The organism is Embleya sp. NPDC050493 (genome assembly GCF_044458105.1).
GTDB lineage: Bacteria > Actinomycetota > Actinomycetes > Streptomycetales > Streptomycetaceae > Embleya.
Window position 1 is genome coordinate 60045 of record NZ_JBITHP010000006.1, and the last position, 15726, is coordinate 75770.

13 protein-coding genes are annotated in these 15726 nt (G+C 71.8%); 7 read left to right on the forward strand and 6 right to left on the reverse strand.

Annotated features, from left to right (window positions below; genetic code table 11):
* Positions 1–61 precede the first annotated feature (61 nt).
* The gene (locus ACIBM5_RS14470; protein WP_396007148.1) at positions 62–2947 is read right to left on the reverse strand and encodes an ATP-binding protein; all 2886 of its coding nucleotides are present in this window, start codon (positions 2945–2947) and stop codon (positions 62–64) included.
* A 360-nt stretch (positions 2948–3307) separates the two neighbouring features.
* On the opposite strand from ACIBM5_RS14470, the gene ACIBM5_RS14475 reads away from it, so the two are divergent.
* Positions 3308–3718, forward strand: a complete 411-nt coding sequence (locus tag ACIBM5_RS14475) for a Zn-ribbon domain-containing OB-fold protein (protein WP_396007149.1) — start codon at positions 3308–3310, stop codon at positions 3716–3718.
* A 492-nt stretch (positions 3719–4210) separates the two neighbouring features.
* Positions 4211–4510 (forward strand): hypothetical protein, encoded by a 300-nt coding sequence (locus ACIBM5_RS14480; protein WP_396007150.1) that lies wholly within the window; start codon positions 4211–4213, stop codon positions 4508–4510.
* Between the two features lie 27 nt (positions 4511–4537).
* Here the strand turns inward: ACIBM5_RS14480 and ACIBM5_RS14485 are convergent, their stop codons facing one another.
* On the reverse strand, positions 4538–4933 hold the full coding sequence (locus tag ACIBM5_RS14485; RefSeq protein WP_391586975.1) for a hypothetical protein: 396 nt from the start codon (positions 4931–4933) through the stop codon (positions 4538–4540).
* Positions 4934–5207: 274 nt separating this feature from the next.
* On the opposite strand from ACIBM5_RS14485, the gene ACIBM5_RS14490 reads away from it, so the two are divergent.
* Together ACIBM5_RS14490 and ACIBM5_RS14495 are read left to right on the forward strand one after the other, a co-directional pair.
* Positions 5208–5531: a chorismate mutase gene (locus ACIBM5_RS14490; RefSeq protein ID WP_355542352.1), complete on the forward strand. Its 324-nt coding sequence runs from the start codon at positions 5208–5210 to the stop codon at positions 5529–5531.
* 202 nt (positions 5532–5733) lie between these two features.
* Positions 5734–6234, forward strand: a complete 501-nt coding sequence (locus ACIBM5_RS14495) for a chaplin (protein WP_396007151.1) — start codon at positions 5734–5736, stop codon at positions 6232–6234.
* Positions 6235–6365: 131 nt separating this feature from the next.
* Here the strand turns inward: ACIBM5_RS14495 and ACIBM5_RS14500 are convergent, their stop codons facing one another.
* On the reverse strand, positions 6366–6947 hold the full coding sequence (locus ACIBM5_RS14500) for a hypothetical protein (protein ID WP_396007152.1): 582 nt from the start codon (positions 6945–6947) through the stop codon (positions 6366–6368).
* A 257-nt stretch (positions 6948–7204) separates the two neighbouring features.
* On the opposite strand from ACIBM5_RS14500, the gene idi reads away from it, so the two are divergent.
* Positions 7205–7756, forward strand: coding sequence for an isopentenyl-diphosphate Delta-isomerase (idi, locus tag ACIBM5_RS14505; protein ID WP_396007153.1), 552 nt, complete (start codon positions 7205–7207; stop codon positions 7754–7756).
* A 60-nt stretch (positions 7757–7816) separates the two neighbouring features.
* On the opposite strand, the gene ACIBM5_RS14510 is transcribed toward idi, so the two are convergent.
* Both ACIBM5_RS14510 and ACIBM5_RS14515 read right to left on the reverse strand, forming a co-directional pair.
* The gene (locus ACIBM5_RS14510) at positions 7817–8815 is read right to left on the reverse strand and encodes a hypothetical protein (RefSeq protein WP_396007154.1); all 999 of its coding nucleotides are present in this window, start codon (positions 8813–8815) and stop codon (positions 7817–7819) included.
* Positions 8816–8972: 157 nt separating this feature from the next.
* Complete coding sequence (locus ACIBM5_RS14515) at positions 8973–11348, reverse strand: transketolase-like TK C-terminal-containing protein (protein ID WP_396007155.1); 2376 nt, start codon at positions 11346–11348, stop codon at positions 8973–8975.
* Between the two features lie 186 nt (positions 11349–11534).
* Here ACIBM5_RS14515 and ACIBM5_RS14520 point away from each other — a divergent pair, with 186 nt between their 5' ends.
* Entirely contained in the window at positions 11535–13724 is a 2190-nt protein-coding gene (locus ACIBM5_RS14520; RefSeq protein WP_396007156.1) for a hypothetical protein, read from the forward strand.
* 363 nt (positions 13725–14087) lie between these two features.
* On the opposite strand, the gene ACIBM5_RS14525 is transcribed toward ACIBM5_RS14520, so the two are convergent.
* A complete protein-coding gene (locus tag ACIBM5_RS14525) occupies positions 14088–14516 on the reverse strand; it encodes an SRPBCC family protein (protein ID WP_396007157.1) in 429 nt (142 codons plus the stop codon).
* 247 nt (positions 14517–14763) lie between these two features.
* Between ACIBM5_RS14525 and ACIBM5_RS14530 the strand changes: the two genes are divergently transcribed.
* Positions 14764–15723, forward strand: a complete 960-nt coding sequence (locus ACIBM5_RS14530; RefSeq protein ID WP_396007158.1) for a hypothetical protein — start codon at positions 14764–14766, stop codon at positions 15721–15723.
* Positions 15724–15726: the final 3 nt, after the last annotated feature.

Consider the following 15726-nt stretch of genomic DNA (forward strand, 5'->3'; position numbering starts at 1 on the left):
GTGCGTTCGCGTCCCGATCCGGTTTCCCCATCGCCGGTGCGCGGCCGGGTCCGGCGCGCGGCTACTCCGGCTCCGGCCGACGGGTCGGGCCCTCGCGGAACGGCCAGGTCTCGGAACGATCGCCGTCCGCGTCGGGGCGGGCCTCGTCGCGATGCGGGATTCCGAACGGGCTGTATCCGCCGGTGTACTCGTCCACCCACTCGTCCGCATCCGCGCGCTCGTGGTCGACCGGCGGCAGCGCGGTGGCACCGACCAGGGCCTCCACCATCGCCGCGGCCCGGGTCTGCACCGGGATCGCGCCACAGGCCATCGCGGTGTCCCGGGCCCGCTCCAACTCGCCGATGGCGTCCGGCTTGTGGCCGTCCTTGCGCAGCCGGTCGCCGTAGGCGAGCAGCGCCTTGGCGTATTCGTAGTTGGCGCCGACGCCCTCCAGGGCGACCGCCGCGTCCCACAGCGCCTGTTGGGCGTTGACGTTGTCCTCGATCATCCCGGCCACCCGTTTGGCCTGGCCGGCGGCCACCGGGGCGTAGAACGTGTCCGCCCGGGCGACGGCCTGCTTGGCCACCTCGCGGGCCAGCTTCTTGTTCTGCTGTGGTCCCTCGGCGTTCAACGCCTCGGCCAACAGCAGGCCCCACGGACACCACGCCGGGTTGTCCATGCCGCGGGCGCGCAGCCGGGCGCCGAGCTCGGTCAGCGGCCGGATCACCTCGTCGTGCCTGCCCTGGGCGATCCGCAGTTCGGCGAGCACGATGGCCGGGACCGGCAGGACGCGGGTGGCCTGTTCGGCCTTCGCCGGATCGTCGAAGCCGATCCGGTGCGCGATCTTCTCGGCCTCGTCGAGATCGCCCAGCGCGATCAGGGTCTGGATCAGCACACCGGCCGCGTACCACTGCGACGGCGTGCCCTCGCCCAGTTTGAGAGCCATGTCCAAGCCGGTCTCGGCCTGTTTGCGGGCCTCCTTGAGCTTGCCCTGTCGGTAGGACAACATCGCCCGAAAGGCGTGGCCGTAGGACAGGTGTGCGCGTTGGCGACCGTTGTCCCGGAGTTCGGCCATGCCACTCTCCAGGAGTTCGTGCGCCTCCTTGAACAGGTCGCAGTAGATGAACGTCAGGGTGAGCACCATCGGGATCTCGAAGCCCCAGCCGTCCTCGACCCAACTGAATCCGGGGCGCTCCTTGTTCGCCGCCTCCGGTCCCAGTGCCGCGCGGGCGAACTTGGTGGTCGTCTGCAACCGCCGTCCCGTGAGCACTCCGTACCAGGCGACCAGAGCGAACAGCGAGTAGTTCGTCCGGGTCGTGGCGCCCTCGGTGTTCAGGCGTACGGTCAAGCGCTGCAGGTTGTGCGCGCGTGAGGCGAAACCGGCGTCGTCCTCCCAGAACGCGGCCCACATGAACAGGTCGGCGTACAGCCTGGGTCGTTTCCCGACCGGGGTGATCTGGATCTCTCGCTCCAAGAGCGCGATGCTCTTGGGCAGTTGTCCGCTGAACGCGTACGAGCGGCCGAGTTCGACGACGATGTGGGTGCGCAACTCCGTGCCCGGTTCGTCGGCCTCCTGGAGCGCCTTGGTCAGCGGTTCGATGCTGGCGGTGGGGTCGTTGACGAAGAGCGCGCGGCCCATGTTGTAGTAGAGCCAGGCGCGCATGTGCGTCGGCGCGAGCTCCGCCAACGCGTGTTCGAGGTAGGTCACGCCGGCCTTCGGGACACCGGAGGCCAGACACTCGCGAGCCGCGTCCACCATCACGTTCGCGGCCCACTCGTCCCGGACGCCGAGCACCTTCAGCGCGTGTGTCGCCGCGGTCTGCGCGGAGAAGCGGTCCGCGCGCAACAGTCGGGCCGCCTCGTGGTGCATCGCACTGCGCTCGTTCGCCTCGAAGCAATGGCGGTAGACCGCGAGTCGGACCAGCGGGTGGGTGAAACCCCAGTTCGAGCGCGGGTCGTCGACCGACGTGAGAATCTCCTGCCGGTACAGGTCCTCGGCGGCGGCGATGATCGCTTCCGGGGTCAACCCGGTGAGCCGGGAAGCGCGATCGACCGTCACGTGCGGCGTCAGGATCGCGGCGGCCAGCGCCAGCCTGCGGGAGTCCGGCGCGAGCCGGGAGAATCGCTTCTTGAAGTGCTTGTCGACGTACGCGAGGGCCGCGTGCTGCTCCATCGCGACGCCGTGCCGCGGCAACGAGGACGCGAGCGGCTCGATCCGGGACGCCTCGACGAACCGCAGCAGTTCCCGCAAGATCTGCGGCTCTCCGCCGCAGCAGTGATGGCAGTGCTCGGCGAACGCGTCGTCGACCGGCCGGTCGGGGAAACGATGCCGGACCACCGCCGCGGTGCTCTCGAGGCCCAACGCCGTCAATTTGGTCGCCGTTCGACCGGCGACGTGGTCGAGCGTGCGCAGCGATGGCTCCAGAGCGGGGACGTACTCGTCCGGGCGGTAGGACACCACGATCAGGATCGGGAAATCGCGCACTTTGATGGCGAATTGGGCAAGCCACTCCATCGACGGGAGGTCGCCCCAATGCGCGTCGTCGATGACCATGATCAGCGGCGCACGCTCCCGCACGTAGCCGCGGACGACGGCGTCGAGGGCGGAGAGCACGTCCTCGGTGTCCGGTGCCTCCCCGGGTTGGCGCGGACCGCCGAAGATCGGCCCGAGGATGCCGTGCCACTCGCCGAGCCGTTCCTTCCGGGCCTCGGGGGCGAGCGCGGACAGGTCCTTGAACAGCCGCTTCACCAGGCCGTAGACCCGGACCTTCTCCAGGTCGTAGCCGATCACGTGGAGCGTGGTGAAGCCCTCGGACTCGGCTGTGTGCCGGGCCCATTCGAGTACGGCGGACTTGCCCATGCCCGCCTGGCCGGTGACCACCGCGACCCGGCCCTCGCGGGTGTCGCGGACCGCGGCCAGATGCTCGCGCAGTTCGCGTTGGATGAAATCGCGCTCGACGAGAGGCATGGGCTCCGTCCGGACAACGGGGTCGGGTGTGTTCTCGCGCCCCAGGTCACCCGGGCGCGGTGCCATGCGTGGTGCCCTCATCGCGCAACCTCTCTGCCGTGCGTCCCCACCCCGAGCCCGCGCGGAACGATTACGCGCCGTGGCGGATCACTTGCGCTACCCATCCTGCGCCAATCACGCAAGCCCTGTCCCCGACTTGGCCGAGAAGTCCTGTCGACGTCCTCCCCACGGGGGGTGCGATCGGCGAACGGGAACCGCGACGCGGCCGATTCGGCAACCGCGTGCTTGGTGCGCGAGCATGCAGCGACGCTCGTTTCGAACATCGACGGGCCGGAGCAAGTACGACCGAACGGAAAGGCCATGACACCCGTGTTGGGACCGCAGATCGGTGTACCCGTGACCCCCGCCGCCTCGATGCGGGTGCCCCCGGAATCGGGGGAGTTGCGCTATCAGCGCTGCAACGCGTGCGAGACGGCGAACTTCGCCCCCACCGAGATGTGCCGCGGCTGCTCGTCGCGCGCGTTGCAGTGGGCCACCAGCGCCGGGCGCGGCAGCGTGTACAGCTGGACCGTGGTGCGCCGGCCCGCCGCGCGCGAAGTCGGCGACCCGTACGCGGTGGCGATCGTGGACCTGGACGAGGGCTATCGCATGCTCACCAATCTGGTCGAGGTGGAACCGACCGAGATCCATTCGGGCATGCGGGTGCGGGTGGACCTGCGGCCGACCGGCGAGGAGCGGGTGTTGCCGTTCTTCACGCCCGATCGGAGCTGACACCGCGATCGCAGCCCGACCGTCGATCGCGGCCGAACCGCCGGCCGGGGTCGGAATCCCCGGCCGAGATCGAACTCCCGCCCGGATGCGAACACTTGGTCGGGGCCCGCCGCGGTGCGGCGGCCGGCCCACGGCGGCCGGCCGTTGTCGCCGGAGGCGATGCCGCCCGGAGCGGACCGCGCGGCCGCTTCCCGCTTTCGACGCGACCGTCACGGCGACATCACGCAGGGTGGCGGGGGCAGGTGCGGCGGCAGCGCTCGACGGCGAGCGTCACCCGAACGGTCGCGGCGCCCAGGCGCCTGAGCAGATCCAGCCGGGCGAGGCCCCCGCAGGGGGGTGCGGTAGGTGTCACGTCGCAGATCGTATACCCGGTGGGGGTAGGTGCCGGTTAGGATTCGATTCCGGTGGGATTGCGGCTTCGACGCGATCACCTGGGGTAATCGGTCGGACAGGGCCCGTCCGGGGTCGCAGGCAGCAGGACGAGGAGGCGCGATGACCACCACCGCTATCGCCGCATTGGTCACGCTGTGCGTCGGTCTGGTCGGTTGCCTGTGGCTGCTCACCCGGGGGCGCCGCGCCGAGCGGATGACCGCCGCGGTGCTGATGTGCATGTTCGCGGCGCTGTCGCTGGTGTTCTACTCGATCGGCCAGGGGGGCATGGGCGCGCTCGACGCGGCCCTGATGCTCGGCGTCGCGGCCCCGGCGGGCACGTTGATGGTCGCGGCACGCGGGCGCGGGCTCAGCCGGGTGACCGGCAGCCGCAACCACCGGGCCCGCCGACCGGCGCCGTGATCGGGGCCCGCGTCGAACGATGTGCGGTCAGGTCTTGCCGCCGCGTCGCAACAGGAAGGTCACGCACAGCCAGACCAGCGTGGTGGTGCAGCCCATGATGATCAGCGCGAACGCGATCACCAGCAGGTAGACGCCGGACGTGGTGGCCAGGGCCGCGAAGACCGCCGCGAACAGCACCACCACCAACAGCACGTGCCACGTGCCGGAGAGCGTCGGTCGACGCAGCCTGCGGCGGGCCCGCTTCGAGGCCGGCATCGAGCCCGCGCCCGGAACGACACGGCCGCGCGCGCCGGTCCGTCGGCGGTTGCGGGAGGGGCGCATGGTACGCAGCGCGAGATCCAGTTCCTGGTCCTTGCGCAGTTCGTACTCGATCTCCTCCAGCATCCGCCGCTCGCTCGGCGTCAGACGCACTTCCTCCATCATGTCGCTCGCCCCCTACTGCAGCCCCGGCCGCATCCCCTTGAGCACCGCCGAACGGTCGTTGCGCCGGGGCAGGGACAGCCGACGGCGCGGACCGTACTCAGAGGGTCCCCCGCAGGTGGCGATGTGACACCTGGCAGAACGAGAGATGACAGGTGGTGATATTTCCTCCGATCACGCGATGAGGCGACGACGGCGAGCGCCTCGGGGATCTCGCCCCCGGCTCCGGAACGCCGTCCGTTCACCGGTGTGACGTCGCCGGGTAGGGTCACCCGTTATGGCCAACGGAACCACTGACGAAACGTCGGGCGAGGCGCCCGGCAAGCCCGCCGAGCTGCTCGACCTGCGGGACAGCATCGACAACATCGACGCCGCCCTGATCCATTTGCTGGCCGAACGGTTCAAGTGCACCAAGCGGGTGGGCGTGCTCAAGGCCGAGCACAAGCTGCCGCCGGCCGATCCGGCCCGCGAGGCGGTGCAGATCCGCCGCCTGCGCGCACTGGCCGAGAGCGCCAAGCTGGACCCCGATTTCGCGGAGAAGTTCCTCAACTTCCTGGTCGCCGAGGTGATTCACCATCACGAGGCAATCGCCCGCGCGTGATCGAGTGACATCCGACTCGTTGAGCAGATTGCGTGCAGTGCCCGGATTCCCCCGTCGGTAGCGCGGTCTGACGTCTCGTCACGCGCGGGTTGCTACTTACGGGGGAAGTCCGCGCGCCCCCCGTCACCGGTCCGCCCCCTCGGGCGTTGGACGTCCCGGAACTTCGGTTCCACCGTCTATCGATCGATGGGAATAACTACCAGTGAACAAGCTCACCAAGGGTGCGGTCGTCACCGCCGCCATTCTCGGCGGTTCGGTTGCGATGGGGGGCCAGGCGTTCGCGTCGGCCGAGGCGGACGGCGCCGCCGTGGACTCGCCCGGCGTGCTCTCCGGCAACAACATCCAGGTGCCGGTGCACATTCCGGTCAACGTGTGCGGCAACAGCGTCAACATCATCGCGGCGCTGAACCCGACCTTCGGCAACACCTGCATCAACGCCGAGGGTAGCGACCACGTCACCCCGATGCCCACCGGGCACCCGGGCAACCACACGCCGCCGCACCACGCTCCCCCGGTCGACGACTGCCCGCCGCCGGCCCCGCCGGTCGACGACTGTCCGCCCGAGCTCCCGCCGCCGCCGCACCACGCGCCGAGCGACGACTGCGGCCCGGAGCAGCAGTCGCACCACGCCCGGGGCGGCGACTCCGCGGCGCCCGACTTCCTCGCCGGTGCGGCGAACATGGCCGGTGCGATGATGGGCTGAACGCCCACCACCGTTCGTGCCTCGGCCCCGGAACACCTCCCACGTGTTCCGGGGCCGAGGCCTGTCCGGGACCCGGGCCGGGCTGTGGGACCGGCATCCGGGCCGACCCCGGGAGCCGGGCGCCGGGCGGGTCAGGCGTGTACGCGATCGCGCAGCCTGCGCGGCGCGGGCTTGGGCTTGGGCGGCTTGCCGAAGGCCTCGAACACACCCACCACCGAGATCGCCAGGGAGATCGCGGTGATCGCGCCGAGTGCGCCGAAGAATCCGGTCAGCGCCTCGGTCCGCTCGGCGTCCCCGGTGATCAGGATCAGCAGGCCCAGCAGCGCACCGGCGATCGCCATCGCGCCCAGCGTGCGGGCGAACTCGATCGCCTCGTAGCGGACCCGGTCCATGCCGCGCCTCGGCGGCCGCCACGGCAGCGGTCCGCCGAGGAAGTGATAGCCCACCCGCTGGTCCACCCACCGGATCGCCCGGTGGCCGAACATCACGGTGGTCCCGATGTACAACGCGGCGATCCCGTGCCGCGCTCCGGCGGTGGCGCCGCCGCGCAGGTCCACCACGGCGACCACGAGCAGGATCACCTCCAGCAGCGGCGTGCCGTACAGGAACACGTTGCTCAGCCGGCGGCGACGCAGTGCGTAGCGGCTCAGCAGGCCCAGGGCGATCAACACCCAAAAGCCCACCTCGCAGGCCACGATCATGGCGACGACCACGGCGATCTCCTCCTCGGGAGTGGGAGCGGGAGTGGATGCCCGGCCGGTCGCCGCGGTGGGACGAGGGCGCCGGCGGGCGGACTCCACCAGCCTGTCCCGCGCGGGCCGCCGGGGGATCGTCGGCAGGTGGGATTCCGCCGTACAGACAACGATGTAGTGGGCCGGACAACGATGGGGCGGGCGTCGGCGCGGTATCGCGGACCCGTGACTCGCCCGCCGGATACTGTGCAGGCAATGCCGAACAGCAGGGAGAGCACATGGCGCAGGAGCAGCCGGACGGTCGGGTCATGGTCGAGTTGGTGGACCCACAAGGGAACACGATCGGCCTCGCGGAGAAACTGGAGGCTCATCAGCCGCCGGGCCAACTGCACCGCGCGTTCTCGGTCTTCCTCCTCGACGACGAGGGCCGGGTGTTGATGCAGCGTCGGGCGCTGACGAAGTATCACTCGCCGGGCCGATGGTCCAACACGTGTTGCAGCCACCCCTTCCCGGGCGAGGAGCCCAAGGAGGCGGTGCTGCGCAGACTGACCGAGGAGCTGGGCGTCAAGCCCACCGTGCTCGAATCGGCCGGCCTGGTGACCTACGACGTCACCGACGAGGTCTCCGGCCTGGTCGAGAAGGAGTTCAACCACCTCTTCGTCGGCCTGGCCGGTGACGACCTCGGGCTCAACCCGGAGGAGGTCGACGACGTCGCGTACGTGCCGCTGGCCGAGCTGGACGCGTGGCTGGCCGCGCACGAACACACCGCGTGGCTGAGCGCGGTGCTCGACCCGGTGCGGGAACCGCTCGCGGCGCTCGCCGCACGCTGAGCACACCGCGAAGGGCGGGTCCGGACCCCGGACCCGCCCTTCGCGCGTCGTGCCCGGCGCTCAGACCTGCGGCGGCTTCGTGCCCTGCTCCGGCCAACTCGGAGCGGGCACCGGGACCAGCGCGCTGCGATCCGGCCTGGGCGCCGGCGCACTGAAGAGGTACTCCGTGCGCAGATGCCGAACCGCGCCGGTGGCCACGCCCTTGTCCACCACGGTCGTGCTCACCTCCGAATACGCGGGCAGGTGCGTGGCCGGGTCGAGCCAGAACACCGCGCGCACCGGCGAACCGCTCTGTTGGCCGAAGTTCTCGATCCGGTAGGGCCCCTTGGTGAAGTCGGCGACGGTGGCGCGGAACGCCTTGAGGAGCAGATCGGTGTTCACACTCGAACCGGAGCCGCTCGGCTGCGGCTTGAGGTCCACGGTCAGCCGCAGGTAGGACTTGCCGTTCTGTTGCGCCGGTTCCACCGCCGAGGGAGTCAACCAGCCCGGCGTGGCGTCGAGTTGGCCGGCGAAGGTCTTGGCCTGCTCGGCGGTCAGCCCGGTCGGCAGGATGCCGTCACCGACGTACTTGCCCTCGCGGGCCATGTCCACGACGCACGGCCGCTTGGTGTCCGTCCACTGCTTGAGCGCGTTGTTGTAGCTCCACTCCCGGCCCGCCTCGCACGAGGCGCGCTTGACCGGCGCGTCCGCGGCGACCTGGTACGCGCGGTCGGTGAACGCCGCCTTGCCGGCGGCGTCGTACCAGGACCACAGGTCCTCGCGGACCGTCTGCTCCTTGGCGGTGTCACCGGTCGAGGTCCGCACGCCGCGGTACTCGACCACCTGCTGCGTGGTGGTCGCGGCCAGCAGCGCGGCCCAGACCGCCTTCGGGTCCTGGTCGCCCTTCCCGCCGGGCGCCGCGGCGCCGCCGGTCGGCGCCCCCGTGCCGCCCGCCTTCTTGTCGTCGCCCTTGTCGTTCTTGTCGCCCGAGTCGGACGAGCACCCCGTCAGGACGACGGCGACGGTCAGGCCCGCCGCCGCCCGGGTGCTCCACCGTCGTCCCATGCCCCCGTGACGCATGCACAGCTCCTCGAATCGTCGGACGCTCCGTCAGCAGGCATACCGTACGCGTGAGCGAGCCGGGGTGTGCCGGGCGGCCGCCGGCCCCCGGGTCGGCGGCCGGCGGCGGTTCGGTCGGGCGGGGGTCGGGCGGCGCTTCGGTCGGGTGAGGGTGCGGTCAGGCGAGCGAGAGCGCGGCCAGCGCCGCGTTGACGATCGAACCGGGCAGCAGGTCGTGCAGTTCGTACAGGTCCTCGATCCGGCCGGTCTGGCCGAACTGGTCCACGCCCAGCGGCACGCTCGGCACGCCGAGCGCCGAACCGAGCCAGGCGAGCGTGTGCGAGGACGAGTCGTGCACGGTGACCACCGGCGCCCGATGCGGGAACGCGGTGCGCAGCGCCCCCGGCGCGGACGGCGTGGTCGCGGTGCGCACCCCCTGACGCAGGGTGCGCTGCCAGGCGCCGTAGAGCCGGTCGGCCGAGGTGATGTCCACCACGTGCGCGGCGATGCCCTCGTCGCGCAGCTCGTGCGCGGCGGTCAGCACCTCGGGCAACACCGCGCCGGAGGCGGCCAGATACACGCTCGGCGCGCCCGGCAGGTCGGGCGCCTCCAGAAGCCGATACGCCCCCGCGAGCACCTGCCGGCGCAGCAGCGCGTCGCCGAGGCGGGTCCGGGCGGCCTCGAACGGCGCCTGGTCGATCGGCCGGGTGGTGAGCCGGAAGTAGTAGGCGCCGTTGTCCGGTTCGACGCCGTGGTCCGGGCCGCCGGCGATCCGGCCCACCGCGTCGCAGAGCAGCCAGTCCAGCGCGGTTCCGTACGCGGGCTCGATCAGCGTGGTGCCGGGCAGTTCGAGCCCGATCGACGCGGTGATCGTGGACTGGTGCGCGCCGCCCTCGGGGGCGAGCGTGACGCCGGAGGGGGTGCCGGCCACGATGAACCGCGAGCCGGAGTAGACGGCGTGGATGAACGCGTCCAGGCCGCGGCACACGAACGGGTCGTAGACCGTGCCGATCGGGATCAGCGGCTGCCCGGACAAGTCGCCCGCCAGGCCGAGCTGTTCGAGCAGCAGGAACAGGTTCATCTCGGAGATGCCCAGTTCGATGTGCTGCCCGCTCGGGCCCTCGATCCACTTCAGCGCGCCCTCGCCGGACCACGCGCGGCGATCGGTGGGCGCGAAGACGCCGGTGCGGTTGATGAAGCCGGCCAGGTTCGTGGAGGTGGCCACGTCGGGTGCGGTGGTCACCAGGTAGGGCGCCAACGCCGGGTCGCGGGAGAGGTCGACCAGGACCCGGCCGAAGGTCTCCTGGGTGGAGACCGGCTTGGTCATCCGCTGACCGGTGGCGGCGGCGACCGGGACGCCGAGCGGGCCCGGCTTGGGCGCGCGGGCCAGGTGTTCGCGGCGCTGTCCGGCCAGGATGCCCTCGGGGGTGGCGGCGTCGAAGCGGTCCCACTCGGTGCGCTCGGTCAGCCCGAACCCGGCGCGCAGCGTGGCGACCTGATCGGTGCTCAGCAGCGCCGAGTGGTTGCGCGGGTTGCCCGCGATCGGCAGGCCCCAGCCCTTGACGGTGTAGGCGAAGACCACGCTGGGCCGGTCGGTGACCTCGTCGCAGCGCCGGTAGGCGTCCAGCAGCGCGGCGATGTCGTGCCCGCCGAGGTCGGTGACCAGCGCGTGCAGTTCGGCGTCGGGCACGTCCGCGACGGTGTCCGCGACGTCGGCCGGGGCGCCGTCCAGGAAGTGTGCGCGCACGTCCTTGTCGGCGAGGCCGAACAGGGCCTGGTACTGCTCGTTGGGCATCGCGTCGATCCACGCCTTGAGCGCCGCGCCGCCGGGCCGCTCGAACGCGGCCTGGAGCCGGCGGCCGTACTTGACCTCGATCACGTGCCAGCCGGCCGCCTCGAACTGGCCGCGCCACTGGTCGATCCGTACCCCGGGCACCACCCGGTCCAGCGACTGCCGGTTGAAGTCGACCAGCCACATCACGTTGCCCAGGCCCTGGGTGGCCGGGTCCGCGATGGCCTCCCAGATGTTGCCCTCGTCCAGCTCGGCATCGCCGAGGAGGGCGACGAAGCGGGACGCGGGGCGGGCTCCGAAGTGCGCGTCCACGTAGCGTCGGGTGGCCGCGCCGAACAGCGGGGCCGCCGCGCCCAGGCCGACCGAGCCGGTGGAGAAGTCCACCCATTCGCGGTCCGGGTCCTTGGTCCGGGAGGGGTACGACTGGAGCCCGCCCTTGGCGCGCAGCGTGGTCAGGTAGGACCGGTCCAGATTGCCGAGCAGGTACTGGATCGCGTGGAAGACCGGCGACGCGTGCGGCTTGACGCTGATCCGGTCCGGGCCGTCGAGGTGCGCGAACCACAGCGCGGTCATCGCGGACACCAGCGACGCGGAGGACGCCTGGTGGCCGCCGACCTTGATGCCGTCCGCGTTCGGCCGGTCGTGGTTGGCGGAGTCGACGATGCGCGTGGCGAGCCACAGGATCCGGCGCTGGACCGCCTCCAGGACGGGCAGGTCGATGCCGAGCGCGGCCGCGGCGTGGTCCGTGTCGCTGCGATGCATGGTTACCTCAAGATCGGTTCGGGGTGGCCGAAGCATACGGCGATCGTCTCACCATGCGATACGAGCGGCCGATCGAGGTCGCTGTCGGTGGCGGTCCATTGACAGTGCGTCCGCGTGCTGTTGGTCTGTCCCGAGCGCCGGCAGCACGTACCCGATGGACCGCCACGACGCCTGCGGAGGCATGCCATGGCCCACTCGATCGCGATACCCGGCGGACCGCCGCCGTTCGCGACGCTCAAGTCGTACGTCACCGACCACCGATCCGACACGGTCACCGTCCTGGACGTGGTCACCGGCACGGCACTCGCGACCATCGACGTGCCCGGCGCACACGGGGTGGCCGCGGTCCCGGGCGGATCCGTGTACGTCACCTCCCCGGAGCACGGCGTGATCACCGTGATCGACACCGAGATGCCGGTGGTGCTGGGCCGGATCGCCGCGGATCGCCCGCACCTGCCGGTCGCGGCACCGGACGGGAGTGCCGTCTACTTCGTGTCCCGTCGGGCCGTCGACGACGAGGGCTCCGGGTCGAACACGGTCGAGCTGCTCAGTCCCACGTTGAACACGGTGGTGCGCAGTTATCCGTTGCCCGCTTCGGTGGTTCCCTCGGCTGCGTTGGCCCCGGTGGCTTGGGTGACGTCGGTGGCGGTGGCTCCCGGTGGGGGCAGGCTCTATCTGGGCATGTGCGACACGGATTCGATTGCCGGGCTGGATCTCGATACCGGCGCCATGGTCGTGGGCACGACCAAGGCGCCTCGGGGCGTGGCGTGCTCGCCGGACGGCGCGGCCGTGTACGTCGCCGGCGCCGCCGGTGTGCACATCCTGGACGCGGCCACGCTGGGCTCCCTCGGCACGATCGCGATCGACGGCGGCGCCACCGACGTCGCGGTCGCACCGGACGGCTCCCGGCTGTACGTGGTGCCCGGCGGTGCCCGCGACCTGCGGATCGTGGACCCGGTCGCGCGCGCGGTGATCGGCAGCGTGGACACGCCGAACGCCGGTGCGGTCGAGGTCACTTCGGGGGGAACCCGGGCGGTGGTGATCGGCACGGCGGCGGGGGATGGTGTGGTCGTGTCGATCGTCGATTCGGCGGGCGGGATGGCCGGTGATGTGGGCGGCGACATGACTGCGGATGCGGCCGGTGACATGACTGGGGATGCGGCCGGCGGCGGGGTCGTCGATGCCGCCGACGTTACGGCCGGCGACGGGACCGGGGTTGCGGCCGGTGGTGGGGCGGGCGACGCGGTTCCGTCCGTGGTGGCGCTCGGGCGGGGTGCGTTTCGGCAGGCGTTCGTCGGGTCGGCGGGGGCGCTGCCGGTGGCCCGGGCGGCGAGTTGGGCCGCGCCGACCGATCTCGGCGGCACGATCGTGGGGCTTCCCGGCATTGCGATCGATCGACACGGGCGGGCCTCGGTCTTCGTGCACGACGCCGGTGGGCACCACGTGTGGTCGCGCACCGAGCAGCCGGACGGGGAGTGGACGCCGTGGGTCGACCTGGGGGAGCCGATCGACGGCGCTCCGATCGCGGCCCGTTCCCTCGACGGACGGATCATGGTGTTCTTCCGCGCCGAGGAACACACGCTGCGCCTGCTGCGCCGGGCCGCCGACGACGTGACCTGGCTCGCGGGCCGGACCCTCGCGGACAATCTGGTCGGCGATCCGATCGTCGGTTTCGGTGCGTCGGGTCGGCCGGAGGTCTTCTACGAGGGCACCGACGGCGCGTTGTGGCACGTGTGGTCGGACACCGCCGACCCGGAAGGCCGCTGGTCCGGTGCCGAACGCCTCGGTGGCGGCTCGATCGCCGGGATGGCCGGCGTCCGGGACGGCGAGGGGCGGCAGGTGGTCGTGCACGTGACCACGTCGGGCCGGGTGTGGTCGATCCGGCAACACGGGCCGGACGGCTACTGGGAGGACTTCGAGCACGCCTTCGGCGGCGCGATGGGGGACCGCGCGCCGACCCTCGCGGTGCGTGCGGACGGGCGCGTGCAGGTCGTGGTCCTCGGCAACGACGGAGCGCTGTGGGCCTCGACTCGGGGCAAGGACGGCTGGAGCGAGCCCGAGCCGCTGCCCGGCGGGGTCGGTGGGACCGATGGGGACGTCGGCGGCGTCGGCGGGGTGCGGGCGATCGGCGCGGGTGACGGTCGGGTCGTGGTCGTCGTCGGCGGCGCGGACGGCCGGTTGTGGGTCAGGGATCAGACCGGGCCGGACGGCGACGAGTGGAACGAGTTCGTCTCGCTCGCCGCGGACTCGGCGAGCGGCCCGGTGCGGGTGCCGGTGCCGGTGCCGGTGCCGGTGCTCGACGAAAGCGGATGCCTGCGGATCGCCTGGCGTGCGGCGGACGAGGGGGTGCGGGTGGTGGGCCAGGCTCGGATGTGACGCCTGCTCGGGCGCTCCCCACTTTCGGGTCGGGGCGCCCGAGGGGGTCGTCCCGGGCGGGTTCGGGCGGGCCCGGGCGCCGGGGCCGCCGGGAATCACCGGGGCGGGACGAGGCAGGGCGGGACGAGGCAGGGCGGGACGAGGCGGGGCGGGGCGGAGCAAGGCGGGGTGGGACGGGCCTGGTCCGAGGGACCCCGGTGGGCCGGCCGGGACCAGGGCGGGAGCTGCCGGGAGCTGCGTCGGCCGGAGCGGGGTCGCATCCGCCGGGAGGCGGGCCCGCCGGGACGGGCCCGCCATCCACCGGGACATGGGCCCGTCCGGACTTGCCGGACGTGGACCCGCCGGGATGCGCCGGGGCAGGCCCTACGCGAAGCGCTCCTGCAGGGCGGTCAGGCCCGCGCCGTAGGTGCCGTCGGCGAACACCGCGTCGATGGTCTCCACCAGGTCGTCGCCGGCCTCGTAGGTGGCCGACCAGATCACTTCGCTGCCGTCCGGGTGCGGGTGCACCACCAGGGAGCCGACGTAGTCGCTCACCGCCAACGGCGCCTGGATCAGGCGATATGTCATCCGGTGCGCATCCGCGTCGTGGCTGAGCAGCTCCTCGCGCGAGACCACGTCACCGTCGATTGCGAACGCCCGCACCGCGCCCGGGGTGTTGGCGTCGCCGCCGCCCTCGATCGTGCTGGGCGGCACCACCGGGTGCCAGTCGCCCAGGGCGCCGAAGTCGCCGATTACCGCCCAGACCTTGTCCGGTGTGGCAGCGATCACAGCAGAACGTGAGATCTCGTGCATGAAGGCACTCCCAAGGGTTCGAAATTACGCGCGTGGAGATGGGACGATGCAATTCGATTCGGTTTCCACACCGATTCGATCCGGGTTCGCATCGGGTCCGCAATACCACCGGGTGGTTGGTATCCGCCGAATAAATCACCCGCCCGATGTGGCCTGTCTCCTGGACGCGGAAACCACTTGGCGCCTAGAACCGTTGCAGGGCCGAACGGGCACGGCGGTGACGAGGCCAGAAAGGGGCGGCGAGGACGTGTTGTACGGACTTGTGCTGACGGCTTTCGCGGCGGCCATCCTGGTGACCGCCCCTCGCGTCCTGCGCCGGGCCGAACGCAGCGGCTTCAGCCCGCGCCACGTGCAACGCGCCTGGCGGGCCGCCGCCGGCGGCGTACTCGCCTCGTTCGCGCTGGCCGTGCCGGTCTACACGCCCGACCTGTGGACCGCTCCGATGCGGGCGGCCGGCTTCGACCCGCGCATCGGCATGCCGCACGTGCCGCTGGTCGTGCAGATCGTGGTCGCCGTGCTGGCGCTGGTGGTCCTCGCGCTCGGCTGGCGCCGGGGGGCGGGCGCCACCCGCGACTACCGACGGGCGCTGCGCGTGCAGTTGGACCGGCTGGAGAACTGCGCACCGCTCCTGGACGAGGAGGCCGGCGGTCGACCGCGTCTGGTGATCGTCGAGGACGAGGCGCCGCGCCTGGTGCTGCTGCCGTCCCGACCGCCGCGCGTGGAGGCCACCACGCGGGCCTTGGACCTGCTTCGCCCGGAGGAGCTGAACGCGGTGCTCACCCACATGGCGGGGCACCTGCGCCGGCGCGACGCACAGTGGATGGTCTGTGCCGAGACGCTGGCCGACGCCTACCCGACACTGCGGTTCTTCGGCGAGTGGGCCGACCACGCGGCGGAACTGTCGGAGAAGGCGGCGGACGCGGACGTGCGCGGCTCGATCGCCCGGGTCAATCTGCGCCGGGCGATCGTCAAGCTGTCCGGGCCCGGGCAGGCGGGCGGGCCGTTCTGTCCGTGCTTCGCGTGGCCGAAACAGCGCCAGGAGGAGCTCACGGTGCATCAGGTGCAGGCGACCGCACACCCCGAGGTGGCCGTCGCCGGCGTCCGGGTGGGCGCACCGGTTGCCTCCGCCGGGCTGCGGCTGCTGACCGCGGCGGCGCTTCTGGTGCCTTCGGCGATCGTGGTTTCGCCGCATTTTCTGTACTTGTGAGAC

What these genes read in the sequence shown, in the direction of transcription:
- ACIBM5_RS14470 (WP_396007148.1), bottom strand. Translation starts at nt 2,947, where the DNA reads ATGCCTCTCGTCGAGCGCGATTTCATCCAACGCGAACTGCGCGAGCAT.
- ACIBM5_RS14485 (WP_391586975.1), bottom strand. Translation starts at nt 4,933, where the DNA reads ATGATGGAGGAAGTGCGTCTGACGCCGAGCGAGCGGCGGATGCTGGAG.
- ACIBM5_RS14525 (WP_396007157.1), bottom strand. Translation starts at nt 14,516, where the DNA reads ATGCACGAGATCTCACGTTCTGCTGTGATCGCTGCCACACCGGACAAG.
- ACIBM5_RS14515 (WP_396007155.1), bottom strand. Translation starts at nt 11,348, where the DNA reads ATGCATCGCAGCGACACGGACCACGCCGCGGCCGCGCTCGGCATCGAC.
- idi (WP_396007153.1), top strand. Translation starts at nt 7,205, where the DNA reads ATGGCGCAGGAGCAGCCGGACGGTCGGGTCATGGTCGAGTTGGTGGAC.
- ACIBM5_RS14490 (WP_355542352.1), top strand. Translation starts at nt 5,208, where the DNA reads ATGGCCAACGGAACCACTGACGAAACGTCGGGCGAGGCGCCCGGCAAG.
- ACIBM5_RS14510 (WP_396007154.1), bottom strand. Translation starts at nt 8,815, where the DNA reads ATGCGTCACGGGGGCATGGGACGACGGTGGAGCACCCGGGCGGCGGCG.
- ACIBM5_RS14520 (WP_396007156.1), top strand. Translation starts at nt 11,535, where the DNA reads ATGGCCCACTCGATCGCGATACCCGGCGGACCGCCGCCGTTCGCGACG.
- ACIBM5_RS14475 (WP_396007149.1), top strand. Translation starts at nt 3,308, where the DNA reads ATGACACCCGTGTTGGGACCGCAGATCGGTGTACCCGTGACCCCCGCC.
- ACIBM5_RS14480 (WP_396007150.1), top strand. Translation starts at nt 4,211, where the DNA reads ATGACCACCACCGCTATCGCCGCATTGGTCACGCTGTGCGTCGGTCTG.